Here is a 13156-nt window from a genome sequence, read left to right as displayed (position 1 = left end):
ACACCGTCACCCGTTCAGGTGCGCACCGAGCGAGTGGCGTCGACGGCTGCCGTACCGCCTGCACGATGTGTGCCCTGGCCGTGGATCCGACCGCACACAAGGACGTCGCATGGGCAAGCCCGCATCCCCGAAGGACCGTGGCAAGGGGTCCTCGTTCTCACTGTCGTACGAAGGCGGCCAACGCGATCCCGCCAACCACATCACGGTGGGGACCGGTGGATTCTCGTTCAAGGGCTCGACCAAAGCCCTGATGGCCCTCGCCGTGCTGGCCGCGGCCGGCGCGGCGGCCTATCTGACGCTGTCCGGCCAGGCCCAGGGCAACCCGAGCGGTGCGAGCGTGACACCCGGCACGAGCACGACATCGGGCGCGGTCGGCACCGCCACGGGGACGCCGACGAAGTCCGGGCCGCCGGGGTCCCCTACGCCGGCGTCCCCAACGCCGGGGGCCGCTCAGGCGGCGGGCGCGGAGGCGGCGACCGTACGCGAGCACCGCAAGGTCGTCCTGCGATCCGGCTCCAACGTGGACCTGGATTTCACCAACGGCCTCTCCGACATCATCTTCTCCCTGCCGGCGAACGCCGACGACGGCTACACCATCGTCGGCGAGAACGGCGACCTCGCCACCGTCAACGGCCCCGCGACCGCCGAGAGTTGCGCCGCGGCCACCGACTTCGGATTCGCCGTGGACCAGAAGAACATCCGCAAGGGACTCACGGCGTGCGTGCTCACCGACGAGAACCGGGTCGCGGCCATCACCGTCCTCGGCTGGCAGGCGGACGACGTGAACTACGCGGGCGGCCTGTCGTCCGTCACCATGGACGTCACCACCTGGGAGAAGCCCGAAGGCGCGGCCTGAGGCCAGGGAGGTCATTTCCGTCCCGCCCCTCGGGTGATCCGAGGGGCGGAACGAGCATCCGTACCGGAGGACCTACAGCCCGCCCTCGGTCATTCCATGGACCGCCGGGACCGTCCCCAGCCGTCCCTTCTGGAAGTCGTCGAACGCCTGCTGGAGTTCCTCACGGGTGTTCATGACGAACGGGCCGTAGTGCGCCATCGGCTCACGGATCGGCTGGCCGCCCAGCAGGACGACCTCCATGTCCGGCGTGTGGGAGTCCTGCTTCTCGTCCGCGCGGACGGTCAGCGAGCCGCCGGCTCCGAAGACCGCTGTCTGGCCCAGGTGGATCGGCCGGCGCTCCGCCCCCACCGAACCGCGACCCGCAAGCACGTACGCCAGACCGTTGAAGTCCTCACGCCACGGAAGAGTGAGCTCCGCACCCGGCGCCAGCGTCGCGTGGATCATCGTGATCGGCGTGTGGGTAACACCGGGACCCTGGTGACCGTCCAGCTCACCGGCGATGACACGGAGCAGCGCGCCACCGTCCGGCGTCGACAGCAACTGCACGTTGCCGCCCCGGATGTCCTGGTAGCGCGGCGCCATCATCTTGTCCTTGGCCGGCAGGTTCACCCACAGCTGGAGACCGTGGAAGAGGCCGCCCGACATGACGAGCGCCTCCGGCGGCGCCTCGATGTGGAGCAGACCCGAACCGGCCGTCATCCACTGGGTGTCGCCGTTGGTGATGGTGCCGCCACCGCCCTGCGAGTCCTGATGATCGAAGATCCCGTCGATGATGTACGTGACGGTCTCGAAGCCGCGGTGCGGATGCCAGGGGGTTCCCTTCGGTTCACCCGGCGCGTACTCCACCTCACCCATCTGGTCCATCATGATGAACGGGTCCAGGTGCCGGTAATGGATCCCGGCGAACGCCCGGCGCACCGGGAATCCCTCGCCCTCGAATCCACTCGGCGCGGTCGTCACGCCGAGGACGGGACGGGCCACCGCGTCCGCCGTCGCGGCCACGCGCGGCAGGGTCAGCGGGTTGTCGACAGTCACTGCAGGCATGTCGGTACCTCCTTGTGGATCGAGTTTAGTTGAGCGTTGAACTTTCTGCCACCTCTAACGACAGAAGCCCGGAGGGCATTCCCTCCAGGCTTCTCCCAGACCTCGCACCCCCTGAAGAGGTCAGGCGGCGAGCTCCGGTTCCCGATCGGCGATCTTCTCCGGTACCGGCCGGTCGTCCCGCATCACCAGCGTCGCCAGCAGCGCCGCCGCCAGGACGCCGATCGCGCTGATCATGAAGGTCGTCGACATGGAGGCGGTGAAGGCCTCGCGGGCCGCCGCCAGCAGCCCAGGGTCCTTCAGGGCGGCCGCTCCGGCTATCGAGTGCCTCGCCTGCTCCGGCGTGCCCTCGGGCATCCGGTGCGCGAAGCCGCTCGACAGGAGCGAACCCAGGATCGCGATGCCCAGTGCGGTGCCGGCCTGCTGGACGGTGTCATTCAGGGCCGAGCCGACGCCCGCCTTGTCCTCGGGGATAGTGCCCATCAGTGCCGCCACCGCAGCCGGCATCGCCAGGCCCGCCCCCAGCCCGAGCAGGCCGAGCGCGACGGCCGGGACGGTGAAGCCGGACTCCGCCGAGACCGTGGTCAGCAGGGCGAAGCAGGCCGCCATCACCAGCATGCCCACGAGGATCACCCCCGGTTGCCGTACTTCGCGGCGAGCTTGACCCCCACGCCGTTGCCCAGCAGGGCCGTGACCGCCAGCGGCAGGAAGGCCAGGCCCGCCTTGACCGGTGAGTAGCCGAGCACGAACTGGAGGTACTGGGTGAGCACCAGGAGCAGGCCGCCGTTGCCCGTCTGGACCAGGGCCAGTGAGAGCGAACCGCCGCTGAAGTTGCGGTGCTTGAAGAGGAGGAGCGGGACCATGGGGGACTTCGTGACGTTCTCCCGGATGACGAAGCCGGTCAGGGACACGAGGGCCACGGGCAGGGCGGCCGTCCACACGCCGTGCTGCGGGAGCTCGATGATCCACCACACCAGGGCGGTCATCCCGGCCGCCGACAGCACCGCGCCCAGCGGGTCGGCCTTCTGCCAGGGTGCCCTCGACTCCGGCATCAGCGTCAGACCGGCGATGATCGCGAGGGCCACGACCGGCACGTTGAGGAGGAAGATCGACTGCCAGGAGAAGTGGTCGATCAGGACCCCGCCGAGCACGGGGCTGCCGACCAGGCCGAGCATCGCCACGGAGCTCCAGGCCGCCATCGCCCGGCCGCGCTCGTCCTCGTCGAAGACGGTGATGAGGATCGAGAGTGTGGACGGCATGATCAGCGCGCCTCCGACGCCCATGGCGACGCGGACGGCTATCACCTCGCCGGGAGTGGTGCACCAGATGGCGGCCAGTGAGGCGGCACCGAAGAGCAGGAGTCCGAGCAGCATCACCTTGCGGCGACCGAACCGGTCACCCAGGCTGCCCGAGGTGAGCAGCAGGCCGGCGAAGACCAGGATGTAGGAGTCCAGGATCCACTGGGTGTCCTGGGCGCTCGCTCCGATCTCCTCGGTCATGACCGGGACCGCGACGGTCAGCGCCATGCTGTCGACGACGAGCACCAGGCTGCTCAGGCAGAGCACGACCAGGATCCACCAGCGGCGTGGATTGCGGACTTCCAAGGCGTCCATGACGATTCCCCTCCGACTTCGTGACACCGTTCCCTCGATGCGAACACTGTACGCACTTCGGAACGATGTACGCAAGCATCAATTTCTGTACGCTTGACGCGAACGATGTACGCAGCAGGTCGAGTCGCAGGAGCAGGAGTACCGATGACGACGAAGCCGACCCCCATCCCCTCCGTCTGGGCCCGCCCCCAGCGCGAGCCCGACCAGCCGGCGCTCAGCCGTGCCGCGATCGTGCGCGAGGCGATCGTCATGCTGGACGCGGAGGGCGTCGAGGCACTGAGCATGCGCAAGCTCGCCACCCGGCTGAACGCCGGCGCGGCCTCGCTCTACCGGCACGTGGCCACGAAGGACGAGCTGATGGAGCTGGCGGTGGACGAGGTCGCCGCGGAGATCCACGTCCCGTCGGCGGACGGCCCCGACTGGCGGGCGGCCGTCACGGAGGCGGCCCGCTCCTTCCGTACGACGGCCCTGCGGCACCCGTGGCTGCCCCCGGTCCTCGGCCAGGCGGGCCTCGCCTATCTGGGCCCCAACCTCATGTCCTACTCGGAGCGGCTGGCGGCTCTGTTCACGGCCGCCGGATTCCCGGATCCCGGCACGGCGATCGACGCGGTGCTGTCGTACGTGATCGGTATGAGCACCACGGAGGCGGCCTGGCTCACCACGGTCAGCCGCTCCGGGGACTCCGAGTCGGGCCTCATCGCCCGCCTGCTCCCCGCGGTGCAGCAGGCCACGGCCCCGCACAGCCATCTGGCGCAGGGCTACGCCGAGACCGAGGAGGCGGCCACGACGGACCCGGCCGCCCTGCGGGAGGCAAAATTCGAGACCGCCCTGGACATCGTCCTGGACGGCCTGTCACTGCGCCTTGGAGCACCGTGAGTACGGAAAACCCGTGAGCCTGGGAACCCCGTGAGCGTGGGAACCCCGTGAGCGTGGGAACCCCGTGAGCGTGGGAACCCCGTGAGCGTGGGAACCCCGTGAGCGCGTTACCCGTACATCCTGCGCATCGCGAACTCGACCATCTGCTCCACGGCCTTCGCGTCGAAGACGATCCGGTGCTCCCCCTCCATGTCGAGGACGAAGCCGTAGCCCGTGGGCAGCAGGTCGAGGACCTCGGCGCCGGTGATGACGAAGTACTTGGACTCCTTGCCCGCGTACCGCCGCAGTTCCTTGAGCGTGGTGAACATGGGGATCACCGGCTGCTGGGTGTTGTGCAGGGCGAGGAACCCGGGGTTGTCGCCGCGCGGGCAGTAGACCTTGGACGTGGCGAAGACCTGCTGGAAGTCCTCCGCCGCCAGCTGTCCGGTGGTGAAGGCACGCACCGCGTCCGCGAGCGAGGGCGGGGACGGCTCGGGGTACAGCGGCGGCTGCTGGCCGTACCCGCCCGCACCGCCGGCCATGGGCTGCTGCGGCGGGACGCCGTACTGCTGCTGGGCACCAGCGTTCTGGTCGTAGCCGTACATGGGCGTAAGAGTACCGAGGGGGGCGGGGCGGTGGGCGGCTACCGGCAGCCGGAAAACCGACAGCGACCCGACAGCCGCCGGCCCTGGGTCGCAGGGGGCCACCGCTCGTAGCGTCGGTGCATGCGCAGACATGACGACGAAGAGGTCCACGAGCACGACAGAGGACTCTCCTACGACCTTCCCGTGCTCGCCCGCCGGCGGATGATCCGGCTGCTGGCGGGAGCGGGTGCGGGAGCCGGGTTGGCGGCCCTGGTGGGCTGCACCGCCGGGAACACCCCGTCTTCCGCCGCCGGGGACACCTCTTCTTCCGCCCCGGACACCTCTTCTTTCGCCGGGGACTGCGCCACCGTTCCCGAGGAGACCGCGGGCCCCTACCCCGGCGACGGCTCGAACGGCGTGAATGTCCTGAAGGAGAGCGGGGTCGTCCGCAGCGACATCACCGGCAGCTTCGGCGACTCCGCGGGCGGCACCGCCGAGGGCGTACCCCTGACCTTCACGCTCACCGTCGTGGACGCCGCCTCGGGCTGCGGGACCCCGAAGAAGGGCGCCGCGGTCTACGTCTGGCACTGCGACCGGGAGGGCGGCTACTCCCTCTACACCGAGGGCGTCACCGACGAGAACTATCTGCGCGGCGTCCAGGAGACCGACGAGAAGGGCCGGGTGACGTTCACCAGCGTCTTCCCGGGCTGCTACACCGGCCGCTGGCCGCACATCCACTTCGAGGTCTACGGCAGTCTCCGGGACGCGACGAGCGCCACCGCGATCACGAGCACCTCGCAGCTCGCGCTCCCGGAGGACGTCTGCGACACGGTGTACGCCACCGAGGGCTACGAGAGCAGCGTGGACAACCTGGACCGGCTCTCCCTGGAGTCGGACAGCGTCTTCAGGGACGGCCACGACCAGCAGCTCGCGGCGGTGAAGGGGAGCGTGGAGGAGGGGTACACCGCCACGCTGACCATCGCGGTGTGAACCGTCACAGATGGCCTGATCGGGGTTGCGACTTATTACCGACGGGTAGCATCATCGGAGCTACTTGTTGGTATGTGGACTAGCGCGAGGAACCAAGTGCCTCGCCGAACTCTTTACGGAGCCGTCGCCATGGGGCACTACAAGTCGAATCTGCGCGACATCGAGTTCAACCTCTTCGAAGTACTCGGGCGCGACAAGCTGTACGGCACCGGGCCCTTCGCCGAGATGGACGTCGAGACCGCGAAGAGCATCCTCGAGGAGCTGACCCGTCTCTCGGAGAACGAGCTGGCGGAGTCCTTCGCGGACGCCGACCGCAACCCGCCGGTCTTCGACCCCGAGACGAACACCGCGCCGGTCCCGGCGTCCTTCAAGAAGAGCTACAAGGCCTTCATGGACTCCGAGTACTGGCGCCTCGGCCTGCCCGAGGAGATCGGCGGCACGACGGCTCCGCCGTCCCTGATCTGGTCGTACGCCGAGCTGATCCTCGGCGCGAACCCGGCCGTGTGGATGTACTCCTCCGGCCCGGCGTTCGCCGGCATCCTCTTCGACGAGGGCAACGAGGTCCAGAAGAAGATCGCCCAGATCGCCGTGGAGCGGACCTGGGGCTCGACCATGGTGCTGACCGAGCCCGACGCGGGCTCCGACGTCGGCGCCGGGCGCACCAAGGCGGTCCAGCAGGAGGACGGCTCCTGGCACATCGAGGGCGTCAAGCGGTTCATCACCTCGGGTGAGCACGACATGGAGGAGAACATCCTTCACTACGTGCTCGCGCGGCCGGAAGGTGCCGGTCCCGGCACCAAGGGGCTGTCCCTCTTCCTCGTCCCGAAGTACCTGTTCGACTTCGAGACCGGCGAGCTGGGCGAGCGCAACGGCGTGTACGCGACGAACGTCGAGCACAAGATGGGCCTGAAGGCCTCCAACACCTGCGAGATGACCTTCGGTGACCGGCACCCCGCCAAGGGCTGGCTGATCGGTGACAAGCACGACGGCATCCGTCAGATGTTCCGGATCATCGAGTTCGCGCGGATGATGGTCGGCACGAAGGCGATCTCCACGCTCTCGACGGGCTACCTGAACGCGCTGGAGTACGCCAAGGAGCGCGTCCAGGGCCCTGACCTGGCGAACTTCATGGACAAGACCGCGCCCAAGGTCACCATCACCCACCACCCCGACGTGCGCCGTGCGCTGATCACGCAGAAGGCGTACGCCGAGGGCATGCGCGCGCTGGTCCTCTACACCGCCTCGATCCAGGACGCGATCGCCGTCAAGGAGGCCGCGGGCGAGGACACCAAGACCGAGCACGCGCTGAACGACCTGCTCCTGCCGATCGTCAAGGGTTACGGCTCCGAGAAGGGATACGAGCAGCTCGCCCAGTCGCTGCAGACCTTCGGCGGCTCCGGGTTCCTCCAGGAGTACCCGATCGAGCAGTACATCCGCGACGCCAAGATCGACACCCTGTACGAGGGCACCACCGCGATCCAGGGCCAGGACTTCTTCTTCCGGAAGATCGTCCGCAACCAGGGCGCGGCCCTCAACTCCCTCGCCGAGGACATCAAGAAGTTCCTGGCGCTCGGCACCGGCGGCGAGGACCTCGCGGGCGCCCGTGAGCACCTGGCCAAGGCGGCCGTCGAGCTGGAGGCCATCGTCGGCCTGATGCTGACCGACCTCGCGGCCACCGAGCAGGACGTCAAGAACATCTACAAGGTGGGCCTCAACACCACCCGCCTTCTGATGGCCTCGGGTGACGTCGTGGTCGGCTATCTGCTCCTCAAGGGCGCGGCGATCGCCGCCGAGAAGCTGGAGACGGCCTCCGCGAAGGACAAGGCCTTCTACACCGGCAAGATCGCGGCGGCGAAGTTCTTCGCGGCCAACGTCCTGCCGGGCGTGACGCTGGCCCGCAAGATCGCCGAGGGCGTCGAGCTGGACCTGATGGAGCTGGACGAGGCCGCGTTCTGATCCGACCGGTCTCCGGCCCGCCGTGGCGGCGGCCCGTTCCCCTCGTGGGGAGCGGGCCGCCGCCGTTTTCGTACCCGGAAGAAATCTCCGGGCCGGGTGTGAGACAAGCGGCGCCGTGGGCATCACCGACCCGACCCTGATGGCCGTGCCGCATCACGCGCGGCGTACGCCACCCGCCCGCCGCTTTCCGATCAAGTCGGTCTCGGCGGCACCGTGTTCCTTCACAGAACCGCGGCTCGACACGGCTGCACGGCACCTTAGGGTGGCTGCCATGAGCGCACCCCACCGCTTCGACCGCGGCCACACCGACGACCTGATGTCCTTCCTGGCGGCGAGCCCCACGCCGTACCACGCGGTGGCGAACGCCGCCGAGCGGCTGGAGAAGGCCGGCTTCCGCCAGGTCTCGGAGACGGACGCCTGGGACGGGTCGAGCGGCGGCAAGTACGTGCTGCGGGGCGGCGCGATCATCGCCTGGTACGTCCCCGAGAACGCGGCGCCCCACACGCCGTACCGCATCGTCGGCGCGCACACCGACTCCCCGAACCTGCGGGTCAAGCCGCTGCCGGACAGCGGGGCGCACGGCTGGCGCCAGGTCGCCGTGGAGATCTACGGCGGTCCTCTGATGAACTCCTGGCTGGACCGGGACCTGGGCCTGGCCGGCCGGCTGACGCTGCGGGACGGTTCGACGCGGCTGGTGAACGTGGACCGGCCGCTGCTGAGAGTGCCGCAGCTCGCCATCCACCTGGACCGCGCGGTGTCCTCGGAGGGCCTCAAGCTCGACAAGCAGCGGCATCTGCAGCCCATCTGGGGTCTCGGCGACGACGTGCGCGACGGCGACCTGATCGCCTTCCTGGAAGAGGAACTGGGGCTCGGCGCGGGCGAGGTGACCGGCTGGGACCTGATGACGCACTCCGTGGAGGCGCCCGCCTACCTGGGCCGGGACAAGGAGCTGCTGGCCGGTCCGCGGATGGACAACCTGCTGTCCGTGCACGCGGGGGTGGCCGCCCTGACCGCGGTCTCCTCCGGTGAGCTGCCATACCTCCCCGTCCTCGCCGCCTTCGACCACGAGGAGAACGGTTCGCAGTCGGACACCGGCGCGGACGGGCCGCTGCTCGGCGGGATCCTGGAGCGCTCGGTGTTCGCGCGCGGCGGATCCTACGAGGACCGGGCGCGGGCCTTCGCGGCGACGGTCTGTCTGTCCTCCGACACCGGGCACGCCGTGCACCCCAACTACGCGGAGCGGCACGACCCGACGCACCACCCGCGCGTCAACGGCGGACCGATCCTCAAGGTCAACGTCAACAACCGCTACGCCACGGACGGTTCGGGACGTGCCGTGTGGGCCGCCGCCTGCGAGCGGGCCGACGTGCCCTTCCAGTCCTTCGTCTCCAACAACTCCATGCCCTGCGGCACGACGATCGGCCCGATCACCGCGGCCCGGCACGGCATCAAGACCGTCGACATCGGTGTGGCGATCCTGTCGATGCACAGTGTCCGGGAGTTGTGCGGCGCGGACGACCCGCATCTGCTGGCGAACGCTCTGGTGGCGTTCCTGGAGGGGTAGTTCGAGGGAAGTGGGGGTACCCGCAAGTCCGGACCGGAACGACCGGACCGGACAGGGAGGCGACACTCATGGGCCTCGGCGGGTGCATCATCCTCATCGCCGTGGGAGCAATCCTCACGTTCGCCACCGACTGGCACATGCAGGGGGTCAACCTCGACCTGGTCGGTGTGATCCTGATGATCGTGGGACTGATCGGCGTGACGACATTCAGCAGCATCGCCCGGCGGCGGCGCGTGGTGGTACCGCCCACCACGTCGACGGTCGTGGAGGAGCGCCGGGACGGGTACTCCGACGGATACGGCGTGTAACGGACACGGCGGGTAAGTCGGATTCATACGCAACCGTGAGCAATCCGTGATCGGTATTCACTTGTCTACTTGTGTGAAAAGAGTGAAGACTCGGGATCCTTGAGAGCCCGGGGGGTCTGCAGTACCGGGCGTGAACCACCAGCACCCCCGGGGGCTCCCCGTGCTCCACTCCACGACGGCACGCGTGGCGCCCGATCCGGGACGGCCGCGCCCCCACCGGCACGCCGCCCGCCGCGCCCACGCCGCCCCCGACGAACTCGACGGCCCGACGCGCCTGGTGGCGCTGATACCGGCCCACAACGAACAGGACCGCATCGCCGAGGCGATCCAGGGCCTGTGGCGGCAGACCCGGCGCCCCGACCTGATCGTCGTCGTGGCCGACAACTGCACCGACGCCACTGCCGAGATCGCCGTCGCGCACGGCGCCCAGGTCTTCGCCACCCAGGGCAACACACACAAGAAGGCCGGCGCCCTCAACCAGGCCATCGCCTGGGTGCTGCCCCATCTCGACGAGCGTGACCTCTTGTTGGTGCAGGACGCCGACACCGTGCTGAACCCCTGGTTCAGCGAGACAGCCATCGGCACCTTCAACCGCAAGGTCGGCGCCGTCGGCGGGGTCTTCTACGGCGAGGACGGCGGCGGTCTGCTCGGACTCCTCCAGCGCATGGAGTTCCACCGCTACGCCTGGGAGCTGGAGCGCACCGGCAGCAAGGCCCAGGTGCTCACCGGCACCGGCACCATGTTCCGCGCCCGCGTCCTGCGCGAGGTGCGCGCCGCCCGCCGCGACGGAGTCCTCGGCGGCGGCCACGCCTATTACAGCCTCGCCTCGCTCACCGAGGACGACGAGATGACCAAGGCGGTCAAGACCCTCGGCTACCGGGCCATGTCCCCGGCCGGCTGCGCGGTCACCACCGAGGTCATGCCCACCCTGGCCAAGCTGTGGCACCAACGGCTGCGGTGGCAGCGCGGCGCCCTGGAGAACCTGCGCGACTACGGCTGGACCCGCGTCACCGCCCGCTACTTCATGCAGCAGCTCCTCATGGGCTTCGGCGCGCTGTCCTTCCTGGTCTACCTGACCTACATGGTCACCTACACCACGCTGTACGGCTGGCCCGGCTTCTCGCCCTTCTGGACCGCGATCGGGCTCGTCTTCGTGGTGGAGAAGACGGTCTCCGTGCGCAGGGCGGGCCCGCGTGCCGTGCTGATGGCGGCGCTGATGGTGCCGGAGATGCTCTACGACCTTTTCCAGCACGCCGTCTACTTCACCTCGCTGTGGGGCCTGTTGCGCCGCAGCGAGGAGAAGTGGGTCGCGACGTAACCCCCGGATTCGTACCCCTTTGTGTATCCCTTTTGTGTATCCCTCATAGGAGAACAGCGCATGTACGGAAGAGTGATCGGTGCCGGCACGACCGGGGCCGGAGGCGCCACGCTGGCCGCGACCGGCCTGTGGCTGAACAGCATGGCGATGGTGGTGGCCGCGACGACGCTGGTGGCGGCGGGCGTCGCGGTGGTCAAGCTGGTCCCGCGCAGGCGGGGACGGCACACCTAAGGACGTTCGTCCATCCCGGCGAGGATCAGCGCGAGCCGGTCCGTGCCTGCCGGCGTCAGGCGGACCGGGACTCCCCAGTCCTGCTGGTGGACGTGACAGGCCGGGTACGCGTGCGCCGAATCGTCGTCGCAGGACGCGGCCATGGCCGATATGTGCAGCACGCCCTGCTCGATCGCGGGGTTCAGGTCGAGGGTGCGGGAGAGGCCTGTTCCCGCGCCCTCGCCGTCCTTCAGCAGCTCGGGCGGGGTGGCGGAGACCAGGAGGCGGGTCGACGGGCCGTACCTCGTGTCGAGCTTCTGGCCCGCCGGGGCCTGGAAGACCACGTCCAACCGGAGCCTGCCCGGAGCCACTTCGGTGGCCGCGCGCCGGGTGCGGTGGGCCACCGGCTCCACCCGTACCGCCTCTTCGGGCAGGCGCAGGCGGGTCAGGCGGTGCCGGGCGGACTCCACGACCACGATGGCCCCACCGACGACGACCGCGTCGCTCGGCTCCCGCAGATCCGTGGCGAGGGTGGTGACCGCGCCGGTCGCCGGGTCGTAGCGGCGCAGGGCGTGGTTGTAGGTGTCGCTGACCGCGACCGAGCCGTCGGGCAGCGCGGTGACACCCAGGGGGTGCTGGAGCAGGGCCTGTCCGGCGGCTCCGTCGCGGTGCCCGAAGTCGAAGAGGCCGGTGCCGACGGCGGTGTGGACGGCTCCGCCGAGGTCGACCCAGCGCAGGGCGGAGGTCTCGGAGTCGGCGAGCCACAGGCGCGTGCCGTCCGGTGACACGGCGAGGCCGGAGGGCTGGGCGAACCAGGCCTCGGGACCCGGCCCGTCGACCAGGCCCTCGTTGGTGGTGCCGGCGACGGCCGCGACGGTGTCGTCCCCCGGGTCGTACGCCCACAGCTGGTGGACGCCGGCCATCGCGATCCACACCAGGCCGTTCCACCCGGCCACGTCCCACGGGGAGGACAGGTCGGTCTCGCGCGCGGGGCCGGCGGTGGGGGAGCCCCGCCACCACTGACGGCCGGTGCCGGCCAGGGTGGTGACCTCGCCGGTGCCGAGGTCGAGGCGCCGCAGGGCGTGGTTGACGGTGTCGGCGACGACCACGGAGCCGTCGTCCAGGAGGGCGAGCCCCTGCGGTTCGCTGAACCGGGCCGTCTCAGCCGTACCGTCGGTGAAGCCGCGCGCGCCGGATCCGATCCGGCGCACGACGCTCTCGCCGTCCGCGGCGAACTCCACCAACTGGTGCCGGGTGGTGTCGCTGACCAGGAGGCGCCCGGACGGCAGCAGGAGCGCCTTGCCCGGGAAGCGCAGGGTGGTCGGCTCCGGCTCGGGCGGCACGTACGGCCCCTCGCCGCGCCGCAGGGTGCCCTTCGCGCCGTGCTCGGCCTCCAGCTCCGTCACCAGCCGCTCGATCGCGTGCACATGCCCCTCGCCGGCGTGCTGCGCCACCACATACCCTTCCGGGTCGATCACGACGAGCGTCGGCCAGGCCCGGACCGCGTACTGCTTCCAGGTCGCGAGCGCGGGGTCGTCGAGGACGGGATGCCCGACGCCGTACCGCTCGACCGCGTCCGCCACCGCCGCGTGCTCCGCCTCGTGCGCGAACTTCGGCGAGTGCACACCGATCACGACGACCGTCTCGGAGTGCTTCTCCTCCAGTTCACGCAGCTCGTCGAGGACGTGCAGGCAGTTGATGCAGCAAAAGGTCCAGAAGTCGAGGATGACGATGCGACCCCGCAGGTCGGCGAGGGTGTACGGCTTCCCGCCCGTGTTCAGCCAGCCGCCCTCGCCGACCAGCTCGGGGGCGCGGACACGGACGCGGCGGGGTGCGGAATCGGTCATGGATCAAGGGTGCC

Annotated in this window: 11 protein-coding genes and 1 pseudogene; 8 read left to right on the top strand and 4 right to left on the bottom strand. The window is 69.7% G+C overall.

Annotated elements, in window-relative coordinates:
• The first annotated feature begins 109 nt into the window (after positions 1–109).
• On the top strand, positions 110–856 hold the full coding sequence (locus ACGFWE_RS27170; protein WP_352387344.1) for a hypothetical protein: 747 nt from the start codon (positions 110–112) through the stop codon (positions 854–856).
• 72 nt (positions 857–928) lie between these two features.
• Here the strand turns inward: ACGFWE_RS27170 and ACGFWE_RS27165 are convergent, their stop codons facing one another.
• Both ACGFWE_RS27165 and ACGFWE_RS27160 read right to left on the bottom strand, forming a co-directional pair.
• On the bottom strand, positions 929–1900 hold the full coding sequence (locus tag ACGFWE_RS27165; RefSeq protein ID WP_352387342.1) for a pirin family protein: 972 nt from the start codon (positions 1898–1900) through the stop codon (positions 929–931).
• Positions 1901–2020: 120 nt separating this feature from the next.
• Positions 2021–3510: pseudogene (locus ACGFWE_RS27160) on the bottom strand (MFS transporter).
• Between the two features lie 144 nt (positions 3511–3654).
• Here ACGFWE_RS27160 and ACGFWE_RS27155 point away from each other — a divergent pair.
• Positions 3655–4386 (top strand): TetR/AcrR family transcriptional regulator C-terminal domain-containing protein, encoded by a 732-nt coding sequence (locus ACGFWE_RS27155; protein ID WP_352387339.1) that lies wholly within the window; start codon positions 3655–3657, stop codon positions 4384–4386.
• Positions 4387–4493: 107 nt separating this feature from the next.
• On the opposite strand, the gene ACGFWE_RS27150 is transcribed toward ACGFWE_RS27155, so the two are convergent.
• Positions 4494–4970, bottom strand: coding sequence for an SseB family protein (locus ACGFWE_RS27150; RefSeq protein ID WP_352387338.1), 477 nt, complete (start codon positions 4968–4970; stop codon positions 4494–4496).
• Between the two features lie 120 nt (positions 4971–5090).
• On the opposite strand from ACGFWE_RS27150, the gene ACGFWE_RS27145 reads away from it, so the two are divergent.
• The 6 genes from ACGFWE_RS27145 (at position 5091) to ACGFWE_RS27120 (ending at position 11316) form a co-directional block, all read left to right on the top strand.
• Positions 5091–5939, top strand: coding sequence for an intradiol ring-cleavage dioxygenase (locus ACGFWE_RS27145; protein ID WP_393602343.1), 849 nt, complete (start codon positions 5091–5093; stop codon positions 5937–5939).
• A gap of 129 nt (positions 5940–6068) precedes the next feature.
• A complete protein-coding gene (locus ACGFWE_RS27140) occupies positions 6069–7895 on the top strand; it encodes an acyl-CoA dehydrogenase (RefSeq protein ID WP_352387334.1) in 1827 nt (608 codons plus the stop codon).
• 271 nt (positions 7896–8166) lie between these two features.
• Positions 8167–9459 carry a M18 family aminopeptidase gene (locus ACGFWE_RS27135; RefSeq protein WP_352387332.1) on the top strand — a complete coding sequence of 431 codons (1293 nt, stop codon included), beginning with the start codon at positions 8167–8169 and terminating at the stop codon, positions 9457–9459.
• 68 nt (positions 9460–9527) lie between these two features.
• On the top strand, positions 9528–9767 hold the full coding sequence (locus ACGFWE_RS27130) for a DUF6458 family protein (RefSeq protein ID WP_020119420.1): 240 nt from the start codon (positions 9528–9530) through the stop codon (positions 9765–9767).
• Positions 9768–10044: 277 nt separating this feature from the next.
• On the top strand, positions 10045–11085 hold the full coding sequence (locus ACGFWE_RS27125) for a glycosyltransferase (protein WP_393602784.1): 1041 nt from the start codon (positions 10045–10047) through the stop codon (positions 11083–11085).
• A gap of 60 nt (positions 11086–11145) precedes the next feature.
• Entirely contained in the window at positions 11146–11316 is a 171-nt protein-coding gene (locus tag ACGFWE_RS27120) for a hypothetical protein (protein ID WP_352387330.1), read from the top strand.
• On the opposite strand, the gene ACGFWE_RS27115 is transcribed toward ACGFWE_RS27120, so the two are convergent.
• A complete protein-coding gene (locus ACGFWE_RS27115; protein WP_393602340.1) occupies positions 11313–13142 on the bottom strand; it encodes an NHL domain-containing thioredoxin family protein in 1830 nt (609 codons plus the stop codon). The two genes, ACGFWE_RS27120 and ACGFWE_RS27115, sit on opposite strands and share 4 nt — an antisense overlap.
• Positions 13143–13156: the final 14 nt, after the last annotated feature.

The organism is Streptomyces sp. NPDC048523 (assembly GCF_043199815.1).
Lineage (GTDB): Bacteria > Actinomycetota > Actinomycetes > Streptomycetales > Streptomycetaceae > Streptomyces.
This window is presented reverse-complemented; position numbering and strand designations above follow the sequence as displayed.